Source organism: Streptomyces sp. NBC_01669 (assembly GCF_026339735.1).
In the GTDB taxonomy this organism is placed as follows: Bacteria; Actinomycetota; Actinomycetes; order Streptomycetales; family Streptomycetaceae; genus Streptomyces; species Streptomyces yanii.
In genome coordinates, this window is record NZ_JAPEQG010000001.1 from 4,535,255 (window position 1) to 4,555,530 (window position 20,276).

17 protein-coding genes are annotated in these 20,276 nt (G+C 68.6%); 2 read left to right on the forward strand and 15 right to left on the reverse strand.

Going from position 1 to position 20,276, the window contains the following annotated elements:
- Nucleotide 1 precedes the first annotated feature (1 nt).
- The 11 genes from OG972_RS20290 to OG972_RS20340 all read right to left on the reverse strand — a co-directional run bounded on the left by OG972_RS20290 (nt 2) and on the right by OG972_RS20340 (nt 10,337).
- A complete protein-coding gene (locus tag OG972_RS20290) occupies nt 2-1,978 on the reverse strand; it encodes a putative baseplate assembly protein (RefSeq protein ID WP_266983471.1) in 1,977 nt (658 codons plus the stop codon).
- On the reverse strand, nt 1,975-2,418 hold the full coding sequence (locus OG972_RS20295) for a GPW/gp25 family protein (RefSeq protein ID WP_266983473.1): 444 nt from the start codon (nt 2,416-2,418) through the stop codon (nt 1,975-1,977). The genes OG972_RS20290 and OG972_RS20295 overlap by 4 nt, the downstream gene beginning before the upstream one ends.
- A gap of 6 nt (nt 2,419-2,424) precedes the next feature.
- On the reverse strand, nt 2,425-2,712 hold the full coding sequence (locus OG972_RS20300) for a PAAR domain-containing protein (RefSeq protein WP_266983475.1): 288 nt from the start codon (nt 2,710-2,712) through the stop codon (nt 2,425-2,427).
- Nucleotides 2,713-2,727: 15 nt separating this feature from the next.
- The gene (locus OG972_RS20305; RefSeq protein ID WP_266983476.1) at nt 2,728-4,650 is read right to left on the reverse strand and encodes a VgrG-related protein; all 1,923 of its coding nucleotides are present in this window, start codon (nt 4,648-4,650) and stop codon (nt 2,728-2,730) included.
- Nucleotides 4,650-5,453, reverse strand: coding sequence for a LysM peptidoglycan-binding domain-containing protein (locus OG972_RS20310; protein ID WP_266983477.1), 804 nt, complete (start codon nt 5,451-5,453; stop codon nt 4,650-4,652). The genes OG972_RS20305 and OG972_RS20310 overlap by 1 nt, the downstream gene beginning before the upstream one ends.
- 5 nt (nt 5,454-5,458) lie before the next feature.
- Nucleotides 5,459-5,899, reverse strand: coding sequence for a phage tail protein (locus tag OG972_RS20315; protein WP_266983478.1), 441 nt, complete (start codon nt 5,897-5,899; stop codon nt 5,459-5,461).
- 51 nt (nt 5,900-5,950) lie between these two features.
- Nucleotides 5,951-7,627: a hypothetical protein gene (locus OG972_RS20320; protein ID WP_266983480.1), complete on the reverse strand. Its 1,677-nt coding sequence runs from the start codon at nt 7,625-7,627 to the stop codon at nt 5,951-5,953.
- Between the two features lie 20 nt (nt 7,628-7,647).
- Entirely contained in the window at nt 7,648-7,791 is a 144-nt protein-coding gene (locus OG972_RS20325) for a DUF6760 family protein (RefSeq protein WP_266983482.1), read from the reverse strand.
- Entirely contained in the window at nt 7,788-8,222 is a 435-nt protein-coding gene (locus OG972_RS20330; RefSeq protein WP_266983484.1) for a hypothetical protein, read from the reverse strand. Before OG972_RS20330 ends, OG972_RS20325 begins: the two co-directional genes overlap by 4 nt.
- Nucleotides 8,222-8,665 (reverse strand): phage tail protein, encoded by a 444-nt coding sequence (locus tag OG972_RS20335; RefSeq protein WP_266983485.1) that lies wholly within the window; start codon nt 8,663-8,665, stop codon nt 8,222-8,224. The genes OG972_RS20330 and OG972_RS20335 overlap by 1 nt, the downstream gene beginning before the upstream one ends.
- A 115-nt stretch (nt 8,666-8,780) precedes the next feature.
- A complete protein-coding gene (locus tag OG972_RS20340) occupies nt 8,781-10,337 on the reverse strand; it encodes a phage tail sheath subtilisin-like domain-containing protein (RefSeq protein WP_266983486.1) in 1,557 nt (518 codons plus the stop codon).
- Nucleotides 10,338-10,578: 241 nt separating this feature from the next.
- On the opposite strand from OG972_RS20340, the gene OG972_RS20345 reads away from it, so the two are divergent.
- The gene (locus tag OG972_RS20345) at nt 10,579-14,340 is read left to right on the forward strand and encodes a hypothetical protein (protein ID WP_266983488.1); all 3,762 of its coding nucleotides are present in this window, start codon (nt 10,579-10,581) and stop codon (nt 14,338-14,340) included.
- A 21-nt stretch (nt 14,341-14,361) separates the two neighbouring features.
- Nucleotides 14,362-15,072: a hypothetical protein gene (locus tag OG972_RS20350; protein WP_266983490.1), complete on the forward strand. Its 711-nt coding sequence runs from the start codon at nt 14,362-14,364 to the stop codon at nt 15,070-15,072.
- Nucleotides 15,073-15,223: 151 nt separating this feature from the next.
- On the opposite strand, the gene OG972_RS20355 is transcribed toward OG972_RS20350, so the two are convergent.
- From OG972_RS20355 to OG972_RS20370, 4 genes are all read right to left on the reverse strand, one after another.
- A complete protein-coding gene (locus OG972_RS20355) occupies nt 15,224-16,513 on the reverse strand; it encodes a cytochrome P450 (protein WP_266983492.1) in 1,290 nt (429 codons plus the stop codon).
- Nucleotides 16,510-17,304, reverse strand: coding sequence for an alpha/beta fold hydrolase (locus OG972_RS20360; protein WP_266983494.1), 795 nt, complete (start codon nt 17,302-17,304; stop codon nt 16,510-16,512). Before OG972_RS20360 ends, OG972_RS20355 begins: the two co-directional genes overlap by 4 nt.
- 160 nt (nt 17,305-17,464) lie before the next feature.
- Nucleotides 17,465-19,504 carry an ATP-binding protein gene (locus OG972_RS20365; protein WP_266983496.1) on the reverse strand — a complete coding sequence of 680 codons (2,040 nt, stop codon included), beginning with the start codon at nt 19,502-19,504 and terminating at the stop codon, nt 17,465-17,467.
- A complete protein-coding gene (locus OG972_RS20370; RefSeq protein WP_266983498.1) occupies nt 19,501-20,268 on the reverse strand; it encodes a DUF4255 domain-containing protein in 768 nt (255 codons plus the stop codon). The genes OG972_RS20365 and OG972_RS20370 overlap by 4 nt, the downstream gene beginning before the upstream one ends.
- Between the last annotated feature and the right edge of the window lie 8 nt (nt 20,269-20,276).

The window sequence follows — 20,276 nt, forward strand, 5'->3', positions numbered from 1 at the left end:
GTCAGCCCTCCCGTACCCGGAGCTGGTGCTCGTAACTGAAGACCAGTGCGTGCCGGTCCAGCGTGATCTTCGTGGTGGCCGTCTCGCCGCGCTGCCCGCTGAACGGGTCGGCGGGGAAGAGCCGTACGTCCTCCACCAGGTCGAGCCCCGGCACCTGCTGGAGGACGGCGAACGCCTCGCCCGACTGGATCGGCCGGCCGAACGGCCAGCCCTGCCCGGAGGGTCCGCCGGTCAGCGGGTTGAAGTACCCGTACAGGGCGGCAAGAGCCTGTTCCCGTACCCGCTCGACGACCGCTCCCCTGCGCGCCTGGACCGAGGCGACGACGGTGACGCCCTGGTAGAAGGGCGGTTCGACGACGAGCCGGGCGCCGATCGGGCGCCGTTCGTCGAGATGGCGGGCGACCAGGGCGAGCGTGTGCGGGGGCGGGATCAGCTCGTTGAACCGGATGCGGCCCTGCTCGTCGCTGCGCCCGGCCGGCACGACGAGCAGCCGTACCCCGCCCGCCTCGGCGCCCGTGTCCTCCCCGGCGGGGATGCAGTGCACCCTGGCGGCGTCCGGTGAGACCTCTCGGGCGAGCAGTTCGTAGTCGTGCGGGACGACGGCCCGGTGAAGGGTGCGCAGGGTCATCGGGCCGCGTACCCGGGCGCTCTCCACGGTCTCGCCGTCGACGCCGCCGAGCGCCGGGTTCCGATTCTCCACGCGGGCCACGTACGGGATGGCGCTGCGCAGCACCCGGAGGGTGGAGCGGGCCACATTGCCGCGCAGTCCGCCGCCGGTGCGGTAGGAGCGGACCCGGACGGTGGCGCCCTTCGGGGGCACGGCCCCGTAGTAGCGGATGCTGCCGTCGCGTTCCCGTACGGCCGGACCGAACTCCACCCGACCGGAGTTGGGGTCCAGGGTGATGTGCCGGTCGTCGGGTCCGGAGTGCGCGAAGTCGTCGACGCGGGCCCAGTCCTGCGTGCCGTCGGAACCGTTCCCCGGGCTCCCGGCCGGGTCCACGACCTCCACCACGAAGTCGCCGGGGACGACCGGCGGACGGGACACGGTGAGAGCCTGCCCCGGCACGCCCTCCGCGGCCCCCAGCACTTCGTCGGTCACGGTCTCGGCGTGCTCGGCCTCGACGGTCGCGCCGATCGTGAAGGCCGTGATCCTGCGGACCACCGGCGGCGCCACATAGGTCGGTTGGTCTGCGGCGGCCTCCACCAGGCGGCAGCGCAGCCAGCCGCCGGTCCGCCGCACCACGACCGCCGGGGCGTGCGTCTTCGGCAGGTGGAGGATCAGCTCACCGGACTTGTTGAAGCCGCCGGTGTCGTCCTTCTCGATCTCGCAGGCCGTCCACGCGTTTCCGTCCCAGGCCTCCCAGACCAGCGGCGGCCGCAGCGGGTCGACACCGACACCCTCGACCTTGCAGTCCAGCCGGAGGACGACGACTCCGGCTGGGACGGCGGCGGACAGCCCGATGTACACGGCGTCCCCGGGCGCGGGGGTCGAATCGAAGCACGGTACGTCGCGGCCGAGCGCGAGCTCCTCGGTACGGTCGACGGCATCCCCGGACGTCGGCCAGGTGGCGAGGTACGCGAACGCGCACGGCACGATGGACAGGTCGCCCACCGTCGTGAAGACGACTGCGTCCTCGGTCTCGGTACGCACGGTGGCGACCTCCGTACCGGCGCGCACGGTCACCGGCTCGGGCCGCGGTGCGGAGAGCCGGAACGTCACATCGGTGCGGGCCGCCGTCGGCGGGTGGAGCCGGACCCCGATGAGGTCGAGAAAGGTCAGATAGCTCTTCTCCGGGACCCGGTTCACCCGGTAGACGAGCTGGTCGACCATGGTCGCGAACGCCTCGATGAGGGTCACCCCGGGGTCCGACACATTGTGGTCGGTCCACTCCGGGCAGCGCTGCTGGACGAGCCGCTTGGCCTCGTCCACCAGGCCCTGGAAGCGGCGGTCGTCCAGATGGGGGCTGGGCAGCGTCACGCGCCGTTCTCCTCCTCGTACCGATCAGGCCGGTCGTGCGGGTCGTCGTGCTGCGGGATCACATAGAACGGGAAGACAAGATTCCGGGGGTCGTTGGCGCCCCGCACCGTGTAACCGATGTCGATGTAGAGCACCCCCTCGTCCGCCTCGTCGAACCGGACGACGACCTCGGTCACCTCGATCCGGGGCTCCCAGCGGTCGAGCGCGAGGCGTACCTCGTACGCGAGCTGGCCCGCCGTTCCCGCGTCGGCCGGCGCGAACACGTAGTCGTTGACGGCACACCCGAACTCCGGCCGCATCGGCCGCTCCCCCGGCGAGGTCGCCAGGATCAGCCGGATCGACTCCTCCAGCTCGTGCTCGCCGCGCACCAGCGCGATGGAACCAGTGGCATCCGTGCGCGGCGGGAACGCCCACCCGGCGCCGATGAACTGCTGACCCATCTCCGCTCAGCCCCCGATCAGCACGGTCGCGCAGCCGGACACGACGGGCGAACCACAGCCGGCCAGGTCCCCGACCCGGGCGGCGGGCTTCCCGCCGATCAGCACGGAGGAGCTGCCCGGTGGCGCGATCGTGGACGGCGGATGGGCGGCCGGGGAGGTACAGGTGTGTGCGGTGCCGACCGTGGCGGCGGGCTTCCCGCCGATGAGAACGGACGCGACACCGGGCGGGCCGACCGTGCCGGGGTGACCGGTGGGGTCACCGACGCGGGCGGCCGCCGCTGCTGTTGCGGACACGTCGACCCACTCCTCTCAATTGATCCTGACCATCGGCGCGTTGATGGAGCACGAGCTGCCGCCCTTGATGTCGGTGCGCTGGGTTCCGTTGACCGCGACCTGGCCGCCCTGGACGTCGACGGTGCCGCCCGTGGCGAGCGTGACCCTGCCGTTGCCGCCGTCGACCGCGACTCCGGAGCGGGACGTCAGCGTGACGCTGTCGCCGGAGAGTTCGAGCGATCCCCGGCCGGCGTCCAGGGATACGCCCTCGGCCGCCTTGATGGAGACCTGCTCCTTCGCCTCGATGGTCACGCTGCCGTCGCTGTCGATCACGATCACGGTGCCCTTGCGGTCCAGATCGATCTTGAGCTTTCCGTCGCCGGTGAGCAGGCGCACGCCCTGCGGGCCGTTGGCGGCGTCGAGCAGCTCCAGCTGGTTCCCGCCCTTGGAGGCGAAGGCGCGGCGGTTGACCGCGCCGCTGGTCGGGTCGACGAGACCGCCGCCGCCCGTCCCGCCCGGATCACCGGTGCCGGAACCTCCGCCCTCGCCTCCGCCGCCGCCCTGCGACGGTCGGTCCTTCCCGTTGTACAGACCGGCCAGCACGTACGGCCGGTCCAGATGCCCGTGCTCGAAGCCCACCAGCACCTCGTCGCCGACCTCCGGGATGAACGCTTCGCCGCCGCTCGTCCCGTTGGACTGCGCGGTCCGCGCCCAGTCGCTCGCGTACTCGTCCGACAACCACGGGAACCGGACCTTCACCCGCCCCGACCCGTCGGGGTCGTGCGTGTCCGTGACCGTCCCGCTGACCAGCCCGTTGCACCGCGAACCAGCGCTGCCGCCCGGCCCCTGCGCACCGGAACCCCCGCCCGTCAGCCCGAACAACGACCGCTCCTGCTGCCCGGAGACCGTGATCCACGTCTCGTAGCCGCGCACGGCGTCGAAGACATGGCGCGACGACGTGACCGTGTACCGCCCCTCGAAGGGCTTGCCCACCGCGTTGAGCGCCACCGCGCTGCCCGCCCTGACCTCCGGGTTCCCGCGGATCACCGCCTCCAGCTCCGCGAAGGACCCGGCGATCCGCTCGGCGAGCGCCTTCGCCGCCCGGTCCACCTGCGCCTGCTCCCCGTACGCCGCGTCCGTGACCACGAACCGCGCCTCGCCGAACGGTGCGGTCACCTCGGCGGCCGTCACCCCGAGTTCCAGCGTCGACGACGTGCCTGCCGGGGCCTTTCCCACCAGCGGCTGCTTGGCCTTGACGTCCCAGCCACGCACCTCGACCTCCGAGACCTGCTCGGCGGACGACACCCCCGCCCGGCAGCGCAGCAGATTGCTGCCCATCTCCAGGACGAGCGGGTTGCGGTCGGCGCGCGCCGAACCGTCGGGCGCACCGCTCGCCTCGGCGGGCCGGGTGATGTGCAGCTCCCCGTCGAGTACGTAGGCCTGCGCCCCGGCCTCCTCCGCCAGGCCCCGGACGAACTCCCAGTCGGTGATGTTGGGCTGGGCGATGTGTTCGAGCACGGGCCCGGCGATGTCGACCTTTCCCGGCTTCAGCCCGGCGCGCTGGGCGACCTGGCCGCAGATGTCGGCGAGCGTCATGTTCTGGTAGCTCGCCACCCTGCGCCCCCGGAACAGCCGGTGCGACTCGTCGAGCCCCCGGACGACGGTGAACGTCCCGGTCTCGTCGAGCTCCACCTCCAGTGCGGTGACCACCCCGTTGAGCAGCGGCTTCGGGGCCGTGTCGCCGCCCGCACGGGCCAGCAGCCGGGCCTCACCGCCGATCTTCAGCCCGGTCTGTTCGAGGAGCACCCGGTCGGGGTCGCGGAAGCGGAGGAAGAAGAGGTCGGGGAGCGTGCGGCTGTCGTCGACGTACCCCTCGACCAGGGTGTTCACGAACTTCGGGGGCAGCGGTGTGCCATCGAACTCCACCACCAGCGCGGTGGCGACGCCCTGCTGCGCCATCAGCCCCGCCCCCGTACCGGATTCTCCGGCTCCGTGAGCCGGCTCAGCTCGTCGAGGGCGGGCAGCAGCAGCTGTGTGCCGGGCGCCAGCCGCATCGGGTCGTCGATCCCGTTCGCCTCGGCGATCACCCGCCACGCGGCCGGGTCCCCGTACTCGCGCTGGGCGAGCGACGGCAGCGAGTCCCCGGCGCCCACCCGGTGCACCCGCCGGGCCGCCAGCGCACCCGAGGTCGGGTTCTGCCCGGGGGTGTCCCCGCTGATCTCCTCCATCGTGACCTGGCAGACCGCCCGGATCGGCACACCGGACGTGGTGAACAGGGTGTATTTCGCCTGCACTTGGCTGACATAACCGGGGAACCCGGTCAGTCCGCCCCAGTGGAAGACCACCCACGGCGGGGATGACCGCTGCTGCTGCCGGGTCTCGTTCGTCGGGACGCAGCACGCGAACAGCTGCTCCACGGCGGTGACGACCCGAGTGTCCTGGGTGTCACTGGCGTCGAAGAACATCTCGACGGTGAGCTTGCTGGGCTGCGACCCCTGGTACTCCGGCGGCCCGGAACTCTTCGCCCCCTTGGCCGGACTCCGCTTCCACGACGCCGCCTTGGTGAGGCTGAGCTCCTTCGGATTGAACTGGAAGTCGATCCGGCCGCACGGACCGCCGGGCGTGAGACCGCCGCCGGTCGGCGGGGTCCGCAGCTCCAGATAGGCGTGCTCCAGCTTGGGCCGGGCCGAGCCCCCTTTCACGGCCGACGACGCACCGGACGTACCGGCGGCACTGAAGGCGATGGGTCCCGCACCGCTCACGTCGGTCAGCCCTCCATCACATAGCCGTGGTGGGCGATCTCGATCGTCTCCATCGCGACCTTGGGCGACTCCGGGGAGAAGGACGGCCCGGTCCACCGCACGGGCACCACCTCCAGCAGCCCCCACTGCGCCACCTTCTGCCCGTCGCCGGTCCGCGCCTCGATGTGGGCGGTCTTGCGGCTGAACCCGGTCGTCATGGTGGCGAACCAGCGGGCCACCTTCTCGGTCTCGCGGGTGAGCGGCCGGGACAGCTTCACGTTGGAGTACTTCAGCCGGGTCGGCAGCTGCCACAGGTGGCCGTTGTTGCCGCCCTCCTCCCGTGTTTCGAGCACCACTTCGCAGCCCAGGCCGTCGCAGGTGTTGAACGACCCGAGCTCGATGTCGTCGATCGTGACGACGAAGCAGACGCTGACGGCGGGGTCGTTGTCCGAGGGGGCGGTGGCCATGGCACGTACCTCTCAATTCCGGGGTGGGGCGGTTCGGTGCCTGGTGTGGATTCAGTGCCTGGTGCGGATGAGGAATCCGGCCCGTTCGCGTTCCAGCCGCAGATCCGCCTTGAGCAGCCGGCTCAGCGGGCCGTACAGGGCGCGTACGAGTTCGTCAGTGACGGGTGGCCCGCCCTGGCCGGTGTGGCCCACGGACCCCGGCACGGGCGATGAGCCGGCACCGGTGCCCTCACCCCCAGGCTCGGTAGCGGGCCCGGCTTCGGATTCCGGATCCGGATCCGGTTCCGGATCGGGCGGCGGGGGCGGCGGCTCGCTGGTCTCGGTCTCGCGCTGGACGACGGGCTGCGAGATGCCGGTCGGCGCAGTACCGAAGACCACACTCCCGTCGGCCATCCGCTGCGCCACGCCGGCGGCCACCGCGACCGAACCGGCCGACGGGATGGCCGGCACGACAGGGTTACGGGAACGAGGCGCCGGAGGCCCGCTTACGGACTGCCTCTGTACGGCGGGGGGTGGTGGAGGGAGCGGTGATGGTGCCGGTACCGGCACCGGGCCCAATGCCTCCCGCAGGGGGACCGCCGTGCGCTGCACCGTTCCCGTTCCCGTTCCGTTTCCGGTTGCTCGCGATGCGGCGGGCACCCAGCGGACCGGCACCACTACGGGGGACACCGCTTCCTCGGGCGAGCGCTGCACGGGGGCGGCGGTGGCTGTGGCGCCCCGGAGTCCGGTCTCCGTCCGCGCCGCCTGGATGGGCAGGGGCCGGTCGGCGAGCAGCGGGGCCACGGGCAGGGACGGCGTGGTCGGTACGTTCGCGGGGGCGGAGGCGGTGCGCTGTACGGGGGCGAGGGCGGTGCGCTGTACGGGCGCGGGGGTGGGCGTCACCGGCTCCGCACTGCTCCCCGCCTGTTCCTGAGGGGCAGCTGTCTCCGGCGGCGAGGCGACCAGCGGGTCGTCCCCGAGAAGCGGCGCGGTGCCCTCCTCCGGCCCACGCTTCACCTCCTCCGGACCCGTACCCTCCGCGCTCCGGGACACCGGAACCGGGTCGCTCCCCGTTCCCGCCGCCGCCGCGGCAGCCTCCCGCTGCGCTGTCGGCGGCAGGCCGGACATCGGCGCACCGAGCCCGGGGACACGCCGGGGCCGTTCGGCAGCCGGACGAGGTACGTCGGTCCGCTGAACAGCCGGCACGACGCCCGGCGCCGAAGCAGGACCATGCGCAGACCCAGGAGTGGACGCAGAGGCAGACACCGTCGCCGTGTCGGTTACGAGGGGCTGCTCGCCGATCAGTTGCCGTACCGGAAGGTCCGCCACCGCAGTTGCTCCCGCAGTGGTCAGGACGGGCCCCTCACCCCCGTAGGACGCCCGCTGCACGGCAACAGGAAGCGATCGCGACAGCGGGCCGGAGCGCGGCGGCATCTCCATCGCCCGCTGCACCGCTGATGGCCCTCCCACCGGGGCCGCACTCGTCGAGGTGATCCCGTGCACAAGGCCGGAGGGCGCCTCCGGGCTGATCAGGTGCCCGAGAGGGATGCCGAGGGCGGTGTCCCGCCGGGTGGTGAGCGCTCCCTGGAAACCACCCGGGTCGATGACGAGATCCTGTCCGGACACCGTCCGCTGCAGGGGTGGAAGTCGGGACGGGTCGAAGCGCTCCCGCTGCACTGCGCCGACGGGAAGACCGGCGTCACCGGCCTCCTCCGCACGACGGCCACGCAGCCAGGACATCAGACCCATGGCTCTCGTCCTCCCCTGCGTTACTGCCCGTTGAGGCGGGCGACCTGCGCGACGAACCTCAGGCGTTCCGGGTGTTCCAGGTCCAGCAGTTCATCGAGTGGCCAGTGGAAGTGATAGGCGAGGTACGCGACTTCCTCGTAGAGCTGGTCGGCCGCGTACGTCACGATTCCCCCAGGCGGCCACCGGCGAGATCCACCGCGAACTCCTCCTGGCAGGACGGACAGGTGACGGCTGCGCGGGTGTGTCCCTCGGCGTTGATCCGCCGGTAGAAGTCCTGCAAAAAAGCCAGGTCGGAGGCGAACAGGTCCTCGATGATGCCCGGGTGGATGTCGTCGAGCGTGCCGATCCGGGTGACGACGCGGGAGATCAGCACGACCGACAGATAGGCGGAGTTCTCGCGCACCCGGTCGTCCCGCAGCGGCACGAGCTCGTCGCGGGCGGTCGCGAGGCGCATGACGCCGGTGCGATGGACGGTGCCGGACTCGTCGACGTACCCGCGCGGCAGCTCGAAGGTGAACTCGGTGCGCAGGGTGTCCCGTTCGGAACGCTCCTCGAAGGCGGGAGCCGGAGCCGACGCCTGGGCCGTACGCCGCATCAGTCGAGTTCCATGCTCTCGTACGTGATCGCGAGCTTCTCCGTCAGAACCGAGGTGTCACCGGCCTTGAGCGTGCCGATTTCAAGGGACTTCGGCCAGGCGTTGATGAGCTTGTAGCGCTTGATGGCGATGCCTTCGTAGTCGTACACGATGACGGCGCCGTTGCGGCGGGCCGCGGTCATGCGGCCGAACCGGGAGTCCTTGATCCACCGTTCGAAGCTGTTGTCCTCGGTGAGACCACGCGTCACGGTGACCTCCCCCGCCTTCGGACGGCCGGGGAGCTTCTTGATGGCATAACGCCCGTCGGCGGTGTTCTGCTTCAGCTCGATGACGTCCTGCTCCATCTTCAGACCACTGACTTCGGTGATCTGCTTGATGACGACGCTGTCGAATTCAAGACCGAAGGAATGCCCGACGGAACTGTCGAGATCGGGAAGTGGCACAGCGAACTCCTCTACCTGTTACAGAACCCCGGAACCACGGAAACTCCGGAACCACGGAACTCTCGGCATCACGGGGCCCTCGGAACCCTCGGAACCTCGGAACCGAGAACGGCGGTCACTCATCGACCTCACCCGATCCGCTGGTCAGCTGGGAGAGCCGGAACACCACGAACTCGGCCGGCCTGACCGGTGCCACACCGATCTCACAGACCACCTGACCTGCCTCGATGGTCTCCGGCGGATTGGTCTCGCGGTCACACTTGACGTAGAACGCCTCGTCCGGCGTCAGCCCGAACAACGCACCCCTGCGCCACTCGTTGACCAGGAACGCCGAGACCGTACGCCGGATACGGGCCCACAGCGCATCGTCGTTCGGTTCGAACACGACCCACTGCGTACCGGCGAGAATCGACTCCTCCAGGTAATTGAAGAGCCGCCGGACATTCAGATAGCGCCAGGCCGGGTCCGACGCCAGAGTCCGCGCACCCCATACCCGGATTCCACGCCCGGGGAAGGAGCGAATGCAGTTCAGCCCGATCGGATTGAGCAGATCGTGCTCGCCCTTCGTCAGCTGCGTCTGCAACGCGACGGCTCCCCGTACGACCTCGTTCGCCGGCGCCTTGTGCACACCACGCGACTCGTCGTTGCGCGCCCAGACCCCGGCGATGTGTCCGCTGGGCGGTACGAGCTGCGCCCGCCCGGACGACGGGTCGGCGATCCGGATCCACGGGTAGTAGAGCGTCGCGTACTTCGAGTCGAAGTTGGCACGGTCGGTGCGCCAGGCCCTGATCTGCTGCGGAGAGAGCCCGGGCGGCGGGTCGAGGATGGCGACTCGGTCGCCCATCAGCTCGCAGTGGCTGATCAGCGCCTGTTGTACGGCGATGACGGACTCCAGGTCCAGCAGCCCGCGTTCGTACGCGCTCATGAGATCGGGAACGGCAACGGTCGTGATCTCCTCGACCGCTTCCAGACCGCCGAAGCCGGTCCGCTGGTCGGGATCGCCGACGTACGCCTCCGAGCCCAGCGCCCCAGGGGCCGAACCCAGAGCGGGTGCGGGCGCGAGCGTGACGGTCTGCGGCTCGGGCCTGGCCGGCGCGGCCCCGCGCCCGGACTCCCGGACCTCGATCAGTTCGGACTTGGCGTTGACGCGGGTGGCGACGTTCTCCTTGCTGCGCTTCGTCGTGACCGCCGGGTAGGTCTCGACGACTTGCCCGTCGCGCCTGACGAGCAGCTGGAACACGTCCTGCGGCGGGTCGTCGCCCTCGACGTCCGTCACCTCGACGGTGATCTCCCCACTCACACCGGGACGCGCCTTGAGTGCGTACGGGCCGAGCCGGGTCTCCGTACCGGCGGGCAGTTGCCCCGGCTCACCGCCGCCACCGATGCTCTCGGGCTCGGCGGCCTCGGTGCCGTCACCGATACGCACCACGTAGCAGATACCGCCGCCGTTGGCGAAGAAGCCGTAGACGGAGGAGGCGAGATAGGTTCCCTCGACGAAGTCACCGAAGCGGCTGACGAACTGGCTCCAGTTCGTGATCAGCGTCGGCTCGTCGAGCGGGCCCTTCTGGGCGAAGCCGACGAAAGCGGCGACCGAGGTGCCCACTCCTTCGATCGGCCGGGAACCGGAATCGACCTCTTCGACGTAGACGCCCGGGGACAGGTACGACGGCATGTAAGTCTCTCCTTGACCTCTCCTCGACCGGGGAACGCGGGCCATTCTCACCACCGGGCCCGTGCAGGGGGAACGGATACTCGGTCGCCCTGCAGTGCACCTGGGACTGCCCGAAGAGGCAACCCACCCGCTCCGCGCGGCCCTGCCGACTCTGCCCCCGCCCCCGCCCCCGCTCGCTGCGTACCTCTCGCCTCCACCCCGCACGCTGGCGAGGCTGGGGAAGCGGTGACCGGGAGGGCGGATGAAGGCGGTTCCGGAGAAGGACCCCGCCCCCGCCACCGGCCGCGCAAGTACCTCCCGGTCGGACAACGTGACACCGGCGGCCGATGTGTCACGTTCACAGGCACCCCCAACGGACCGCCGAGGGATCCAGCGCCTGCAACGCGCGGCGGGCAACGCCGCGGTGTCGCGTCTGGTCGCCCAGCGTTACACCGCCCCGGTGAAACCGTCCCCGGCCCAGGCGGCCGGCTTCCGCAAGGTCAAAGCGGATATAGCGGCGAAGCGGACGAAGGTCGCCGTCCACGCCCCCGCCGCGACCGAGTCCAAGTCCGCGCAGGACGCGGCGGTCGCTCCCCCGGACGACAAGGAAGCCCAGGGCAAGGCGGCGAACGCCGAGAAAATGAACGCCGCGAAGCCGGGCGAGTTCAACAAACAAGCCTTCATCGACGCCGTCAACAAGGCGATCGAGGCGCAGGCGCCGAAGAACCTCGACGACGCCGACAAGTTCTCCAAGTCCGGCAAGGCCGACAAGATCAAGTCCGAGGTGGACGGCAAGGTCACGGACGGCAAGGAGTCGTCGGCCAAGGACATCGAGACCACGACCAAGGCCGCCCCCGACACCTCGGCGGCCAAGGACAAACAGGTCACCCCGATGACCCCGGACCAGCCACCCGCCAACCCGGGCGCCCCCTCCGCGGCGGATGCAATCCCGGCCCAACAGCCCGCCGCGGTCACCAACTTCTCCGAGGGCCCCGCCCAGAACGACAAGGCAATGGCGGACGCCGAGGTCACCGAGGACCAGCTCGCCAAGGGCAATGAACCGGAGTTCAACGAAGCGCTCTCCGCGAAGAAGACAGCGGAAACAGACTCGGCAACGGCCCCCGCCAAGGGCAAGGCGGCCGAAGCCAAGCAACTTTCCTCGGCGAAGACGGCCGCCGCGGCCTCCGGCACCCAGGCGATGAACGCCCTGACCGCGACCCGCGCCGCAGCGGGCAAGGAGGTCGACGGCGGCAAGGGCGACACCAAGTCGAAGGACGAGAAGAAGCGCGCCGAGGTCACGGCAAAACTGCAGAAGGTCTACGACTCCACGAAGAAGGACGTCGAGGAGACCCTGTCCGACCTGGACAAGAAGGTCGACGACAAGTTCACCTCGGGAGAGAAGGCAGCCCGAGACGCGTTCACCGCGGACCACAAGCGCCGCATGAAGGCATACAAGGACAAGCGGTACTCGGGCTGGACGGGCAAGGCCCGCTGGGTCAAGGACAAGTTCGCCGGTCTGCCGCGGGAGGCCGACAACCTCTACCAGGAGGCCCGCAAGCTCTACGTCGCCCAGATGCAGACAGTCATCTCCTCGGTGGCCGACATCATCGGCACGGAGCTCGGCAAGGCGAAGGCACGCATAGCGAAGGGCCGCGCCGAGCTCAAGGCCGAGGTGGACAAACTCCCCGCCGACCTGCGCCAGTTCGGCGCGGACGCGGCCAAGGACTTCGCCGGCAAGTTCGACGACCTGGAAGCCACGGTCAACGAGAAGTCCGAACAGCTCGTCCAGGACCTGGCGACGAAGTACACCGCGGCCCTCAACAAGATCGACGAGGAGATCAAGAAGCTCCAGGAAGCCAACAAGGGTCTGATCGACAAGGCGAAGGACGCGATCGTCGGCGCGATCAAGACGATCAACGAACTGAAGAACCTGCTTCTCGGCATCCTCGCCAAGGCCGCCTCCGCGATCATGAAGATCATCAAGGACCCGATCGGCTTCCTGGGCAACCTGGTCAAGGCGGTGGGCGCAGGCCTCCAACTGTTCGTCACGAACATCGCCGACCACCTGAAGAAGGGCGTCGTCTCCTGGCTCCTGGGCACCGCGGTCAAGGCGGGCCTGGACCTTCCCCAGAAGTTCGACCTCAAGGGCATCATCCAGATCATCGGCTCTCTGCTCGGCCTGACCTGGGCGAACATCCGGGCCCGTGTCACCCGCAAGGGCGTCCCCGACCAGGCCATGAGCGCGGTCGAACAATCCGTCCCCGTCGCCCAGACCCTCGCCCGCGAGGGCCCGGCAGGCGCCGTCAAGGAAATCACCGAGGAGGCCGGCGACCTCAAGGCCACGATCCTGGAGAAACTGACCAGCTACCTGATCCCCACGGTCATCATCGCGGGCATCACCTGGATCATCTCCCTCCTCAACCCCGCCTCCGCCTTCGTCCGCGCGGTCAAGGGAATCATCGACATCGTCACGTTCATCGTGAACCAGGGCGCCCAGATAGTGGAGTTCGTCAACGCGGTCCTGGACGCGGTCATCGCCATCGCCAACGGCGGTTCGGCGGGGGTCCCGAAGATGGTCGAAGCGGCCCTGGCGGCCAGCGTCCCGCTCCTCATCGGCTTCCTGGCCTCACTGCTGGGCATCGGCGGCCTTGCCAACAAGGTCAAGAGCGTTTTCCACGCGGTGGCCCGTCCGGTCAACCGGGCGATCGACAAGATCGTGGGCTTCATCGTCAAGGCGGGCAAGAAGCTCTGGGCCAAACTCAAGGGTGGCACGGGAAAGAGTGGGAAGGACCAGGCCGCGAAGAAATCCGCGGCACTCAAAGCAGCCGATCGATTCTTGTCCACTGGCCCGACAAAAGAGTCGGCAGAAACACGAATTTCTACGATCGGCCGAAATTATCACACGCGCCTACATCTCACCACAGCAAAAGTGGAGGAAACCAAAGAACACGTTTATGTGCAGGCTGAACGCACTCCGGAACGCATAGTTCGCCGATCCGACAGCGCTACCTCCAGCACAGAACTGAAGGAACTCAAGGACGCCTACAGCAAGGTAAAGGTCTCAATTGCTGCCGTAAACGATACACGCAGGACTGCACTTGTCAGAGTCTCACTGTCACAGGATGACGAAAAGAAAAGGGAGGTCACCAATCGACTGAGCAGGCTCGGCTCGGTCATTGACCCAAAGAAGAGTCGAGTAAAGAAATATAACGACGCCTTGGCCGGAAGGGCTTCACAACAAGCGATTGCCGGATTGATAAAGGTATTTAATTCCGCTTCAAAAGACGCAGAAGAACTAGACAAGGAGCTTCATGAGCTAAAATCCAAAGCCGTATTGAAACCGGGTGACCTGGTGATGGCCAAGGGGGCTGACTGGGAAGCATGCAAGGTAACAACCGTTGCCGATGAGTCTTTCACCTGCAATGCCATTGCAGAATATCGCGACCCCAACGTCACCGGCCCGTCGTTGACGATCAGAACCGAAAGCAAACTCTGGCACCCCCTCGAACCAAACAGCTGGCATCGGCACTACATAAACAAGAAGGGGAAAGCATGGGAAGAAATAAGAGGGGCATCACAATGGGATAATTACCGGGACGCACGCCAGGCCCTTAACTACCGGGCAAATCTTTATCATGGAACCAACCCGGGGAACCCCTTCCAGAACCCCAGCAGGAAAGACTGGCATCACATACACGAGAACAGCGCAGGAGGTGCACACTCGGTAAGGAATCTGGCACTTACCGACTCGGATCTCAATCGAAAAACTTTCAATGACTGGTTCGGCAAGGCGATCGATGACCGAACAGGCGGCATCCCCCTTCGAGACTTCTTGAGCGGAATCGACGACCGGAACATACACGAAGAATGGGGCAGGGTATGCATTGAAGTGCACGGCCATATGATTGAGGTACGCAACACCAAATGGGGGCCATTTCAAGAAATAGTAGAAGACCCCGCAAAAAAGGCTGCTGCTGTGGCACAGTTCGTTGCCGCTCTCCGAGCAAGAATGAGATCCCTCTAGTATCGATTGCCTGGTGGACAAATGAGGACACAAGCAGTTCTGCGGTTCAAGTCCCCCCCAACCCTTGTTGAGGTATATGAACTTCTCAACGGACACCGCACCCGCCAAAGGGAGGGGTCTCTGGTTGCGTGGGAGTACCCGACTGAACTGGTACCGGAAGAGATGACGAATCTCTTGCGTTCCCACGGGATCGAATTCGACATTTCCTTCACTCTGCACCCGACTCCCGATGACCGACCAGGTGAGCTGGCAGCCTATCTGAGGCTGGACTACTTTGAAGATCACTACGCAATTGGCGAGGAGCTCTTCCTGGCGCGGCAGAAAGATACTCTCGTCTTCATCGGGAGCGAGGCACTCGTCACGGCTCTCGGCCCCTACACGGCGGATGTCGCATGGGAGGCACTCCGCGACTACAGCGGATTCTACGCTTTGACCGCCACCCCCCGGCTTCCTGACCCCGTAATAATCCCTCGCGCTGTCTGGATGACAGAGGCAAGGGAGGGAAAATGGGCAGTGCAGAGCGACGGCAGAGAGTTTCTGACACAAGCAAACACGGAAATGCTCCAACGCGCAGGCATTGCACAATCCGACTACTGCACCATTGACGGTCAGACGTTTCGATGGGATCGCCCTCCTATTTTCGGAGGAGCCGCCATCGCCCTTCTGTCGAATGAGGAAGTGATCGGAGTGTCTGGGCCTCCGATCTTTCTGGGAAGGACCGACCCGGCGTAACCGTCTCTGATGCCAGGCTCCGCCGAAATGTCCCATGTTTCGAACGGCGGGCGTCGCAGCAGCTTCAGGGCCTCGACCACAGTGGCTCCCACGTGCCCCGCGGATCTCCTCGGGTGGTGTTCCAGGGGGGGTTCGGTGCGGTACTTCGCCGTCAGACGTCGGCCAGCCGCACCGGGAGCGACTTCAGCCCGTTGATGAAGTTCGACACCAAGCGGCGCGGTGGGGCTGCGAGTTGGAGTGGTTCGGGTGGCAGGGAGCGGCAGGCCTCGTCGAACAAGGCGCGCAGTTGGAGCCGGGCGAAGTGGGCGCCCAGGCAGACGTGGGGGCCATCGCCGAAGGAGATGTGGGGGTTCGGGGAGCGGGAGAGGTCCAGGGCGTACGGGTCGGGGAAGACGCGTTCGTCGTGGTTGGCCGAGGCGTGGAAGACGACCACCTTGTCGCCGGTGCGGATCCGTGTGCCCGCCAGTTCCGTGTCCCGGGTGGCGGTGCGCCGAAAGGTCAGGACCGGTGGGTGGCGGCGGAGCAGTTCGTCTACAGCGGTGGCGAGCCCCACCTCGCCGATGCGCAGGCGGCGGTACGCGTCAGGGTGTTGGGCCAGCAGGTGCAGGCCTCCGGGGGCTGCGCTGCGTACCGTGTCGTTCCCTGCCACCACCAGCAGGAAGAAGAACATCTCCAGTTCGGGCTCGGTCAGTTCGGGGTCCGTGGCCAGGGCCGTCATCACGTCGTCGCCCGGGTGCTGCCGCTTGTGTGCCGCCAGTGCGTGCGCGTAGTCGAACATGTCGCGCAGTGCTGCCGGTGATCGTGGGTTGACCGGCTTGCCGTCCGGGCCCAGTACCGCAGTGCCCGCCTCGTCCGGGTCCTGGTAGCCGATGACGCGTTGGGTCCAGTGCAGGAGGAGGCCCCGGTCGCTGTCCGGTACGCCCAGCAGGTCGGTGAGATTGAGCAGCGCGTAATCGTCGGTGACGCGGGCGACGAGGTCGCAGGTGCCGTCGGTGGCCCGCGCCTCGGCGACCGCCTGGGTGAGCAGGGAGCGGGCTCGTTCGCGTACGACCGCGGCGAAACGATCCACGCGCTTGGGGGTGAACGCACGGCTGACGAGCACGCGCAGTCGCCGATGGTGCGGTGGGTCCTGGTTGAGCATCATGCGGCGGATGAACGGCAGGTCGGCGGGGCCCGGGTCGCGGATCTGGGTGGCGCCCAGGTACGAGGAGTACGTCGCGGAGTCCTTCAGTACGTGGACGACGTCCGCATGCCGGGTGACCGCCCAGAAGCCGGGGCCCGCCGGCCAGCCGAGGACCTCCGGCTCCTCCTGCCACGCCACGGGGTGGTGATCGCGCAGGTGGCGGTAGCGGTCGTGGGGGATGCCCTGCGCGTACTGCCTCGGGTCGAAGACGTCCGGTACGGGCGCTTGCTCCGGTGCTTCGGGGGCGGGCCCGCTCATGCCTTCGCCTCGCCGTCCTCCGTATCGGCTCGTAGGAAGTCCTCCACCACACGGATCAGGTCGAGAGGGGCCTCGTCCATCGCGTAGTGGCCGCACGAGGGCAGCTCCACCAGTTCGGCCCGCGTGAACCAGCGCATCCAGGTTGCGCGCTGCAACTCGGCCGACAGTGCCGGGTCCAGCGCGCCCACGACAGCCAGGGCCGGCACGGGCGAACCGTCGATCCGGTCGTGGAAGTCCTCGCCCGCCCAGGAATCCAGCCAGGCCCGGAACGCCTTCGCATCGCTGCGCTCCAGCGAACGCCGCACCATGCGGTCCAGCCAGCCCGCGGGGCGTCGGCCTCCGGTGGTGATGTCGAGGATGATCCGACGGTTCTCCGGGGTGTGCGCCGCAGCGGAGAAGAGTTCCCACTGCTCGGGCGGCAGGGGCAGGCCGGATGCGGGTACCGGCGACACACCGACGATCCTGCGCACCCGGTGCGGGGCGATGGCCAGGGTCCGCTGAGCAATGCAGCCGCCCATCGAGTGGCCGATCAGCGAGAACCGGTCCCAGCCGAGCCGGTCGGCCAGCGCGATCACATCCGCGGCGCCTTCGGCTGTGGTGTACGTACCACTCGTGTCCCTGGCCTCCCCGTACCCTCGCAGATCCACCACCGCGTATTGGAACGAACCGAGGTCGAGATCCGGAAGCACCGGGTCGTAGGCGGAGCGGTCGGCGAACCAGCCGTGCACCGCGATCACCTTGTGCGGGCCGTCGCCGTGCAGTCCATGGGGCAGAAGAGGCAATGAGGTCATGCTGACTCCCGTCACCGTACGGAGCAAGCCGGTCGGCAAACCGGCCCGACCTCGACCACGGTGGCGGTAACTCCCAGCCCGCGCAAGAGCCCACGCAGGGGTCCGCACCAGGGCCCACGAAGAGTGCTGCGTAAGGGCCCACGCCATCGAGCCGGCGGCGTCACGCCAGCAACCCCAGGTACGGCCCGAACTCCGACGCCAGCGTCAGCCGGCCCAGTTTCTGGTACTCGCGCTGAATCGCGTGGATCAGCGTCGGCATCGTCACCGGCTCCCCCGTGTCCGCCGCCAGGTACGCAGCCGTCACCGCGATCGAGCGGATGTTGCCACCCGCCAGCTCGAAGTTCTCGGCGCAGAAAGCCAGGTCCAGGTCCGCTGAGCGCGGGAGTTGGGGGCCCAGGCAGCGTTCCCAGAGGACCAGGCGTTGGTCGGGGTCGGGGACCGGGAAGTCGATGACCAGGTCCAGGCGACGGGTGAAGGCGTCGTCCAGGTTGGCGCGGAGGTTCGTGGCCAGGATGGCCAGGCCGTCGAAGGACTCCATGCGTTGGAGGAGATACGCGCTCTCCACGTTCGCGTAGCGGTCGTGGGCGTCCTTCACATCCGAGCGCTTACCGAAGATCGCGTCAGCCTCGTCGAAGAGGAGGACCCCGTTCACACCCGCTGCTTCGGAGAAGATCCGTTCCAGGTTCTTCTCCGTCTCGCCCACGTATTTGTCGATCACCGTGGCCAGGTCGACCGTGTAGAGGTCCAGGCCCAGGTCTGCGGCGATGACCTCCGCGGACATGGTCTTGCCGGTACCCGAGTCGCCTGCGAAGAGCGCCGATACGCCGCGGCCCCTGCCGCCTCCCGGGCGCATGCCCCACTCCCCCAGGACGCGGTCGCGGTGGCGGGCGCGGGCGGTGAGTTCGCGGAGTTGGGCGTGGGCGTCGGGGGGCAGGACCAGGTCGTTCCAGGTCACCGTGGGTTCGATGCGGCGGGCCAGGCGGTCCAGGCCTGCCGCGTTCTGGGCGCGGGCGCCTTGACGTACGTGGTCGGGGGTGAGGGTTCCGCCGTGCAGCCGGGCCGTCTGGGCAGCGCTGTGGGCTGCTCCGGTGACCTGTTCCGGGGTCAGGAGGAACGGGGAGAGCAGACGGTCCGCGTCGATGGAGGGCGGGATCGCGGCAGCGGCCAGTTGTTTGTACGCGTCGGTCCAGAGGGCGGCGCGGGCCTCCGGTTCTACCCTGAGGGCGTGCAGGAGCAGGGGTGGGACCGTGGACCAGGACGCGTCCCACGGCGCCCTTCCCACCAGGATCGTCGGGACCGGGGTGGCCGTGAGCAGGCGGAGGAGGGCCGGATGCTCCCGGGACACCGCGTCCAACGGGGCGCCGACCAGGCCCGCGTTCGTGAGGCGGGCCTCGCGGACCAGGGACCGTACCGCCTCCGCAGGTGTCGGGTCCTCGGCCAGCCTTGCCAGGTCCAGGCCCAGGACCTGCCGACCCGCGAGGGTGAGCGCGGAGGCGGCGAGCGCGGTGCCCGCACCGCCCTGGTCCTCGCGGAGGTAGGCGAGCCGGACGCCGTCGGACAGGACGGAGGCGAGAGGGGATGGGTCGCCGACTCCTGGTACCGCTCGCCAAGGAGCCAGGAGGTCCGCCAGCCGTGGGTCCGGTGTGTTGTCGCCGAGGAGGTGGGCGGTGACCCGGTCCGGGACGCGGAGAGCGCGGCTCAGGAACGGACGGTCCAGGTCCTCGACCATGAGGAGCCGGCCCTCGCGGAGAGGGGACCGGGCGGACAGTCGGGACCGCGCTGCCGGGTCGGCGGGGGTCAGACCACAGAGGCCCAGGGCCAGGCCGATGGACGGGCGGCGGCGGGTGACGTCGTCGTTGAGGTAGCCGTAGAACGCCTCGAAGCGGTCGTCCAGGTCCGGTACGAGGGCGGTCAGCAGGATCTCGATGTCGAGCGCGGTGAGCTGGAACTCCTTGGTCAGGGACGCCAGTCGGGAATCGGCCGGCGCGGCGTCCCCAGGGGACGGGACGGGAAACGCGCGTGCCGTCTCGTCGTTCAGCAGACGGGCGATGTTCTCGTCCGTCAGGTACAGGCCCCGGAACGCGTCGTCCGGGTTCGGGTCGGTGAGCTGCCGTGCCTCCACCGCGGCGCGGATGCGCTGTTCCACCGCGACCGCCCGGGCGAGGAGATGGCGCAGGTTCGGGTCGCCCGGGGTCGTCATGCGTCTGTTTCCTCCGGTGGGGTGCCATGCGTTTCGGTGATGCGGAGGGACATCGCGCGTCCGCGGTCCGTCATGCCGTTGCCGGAGGACTGCGGTGCCGGGTCCCGGGCCGGGCGGCCGGGACGGCTTCCGTACACCGGGAGTCCCTGGCGGCCCGGCTGCGGCTGTGTCTCGCCCTCGGATCGCGCGGGTACATCTCCGAACCGGGTCTGCAGGCCCTCGTCCTCCACCGGCGGGCCCGCCGGGTAGCTGGGCGAGGCGGTCACCGGGACGCTGATGACCAGATCCAACGACGGTTTCAGCTCGCCGCCGAGCGCGCTCCATACGTCGGCGAAGGAGCGGTCCTCCGGCGGCGGCAGCGCGATCGACATCGGGACCGACGCCCCGATGTCGGCGAGCGAACCGGTGAGTCGGTCCGGCGGGAGCGCCTCGTAGCGGAGGAGGCAGGCCAGGAGCGAGGACAGCAGGCGATGTTCGTCCTCCGGGCGCTTCGTCCACGCCGTGATCAAGTACGACAGCTTGAAGAAGCGGGGCGGGCGGCGGCGCGCGACGATCGTGCCGCGCTCGTCGTACTCGTTGTGCAGACCGCGTTCACGCCGCCGCATGTCCTCGCGGATGTCGTAGAGGTAGAGGTTGACCATGGGGGCGTTGACCTTCGCCGCCCACTCCCTGGTCGGGGCGTCGAAGACCACCGCGATCTGGCCGCCTTCGAGCACCTCCGCCCTGATCAGGGCGCGGAGTACGTCGTCGACCTCGTGGATCACCTGATCAC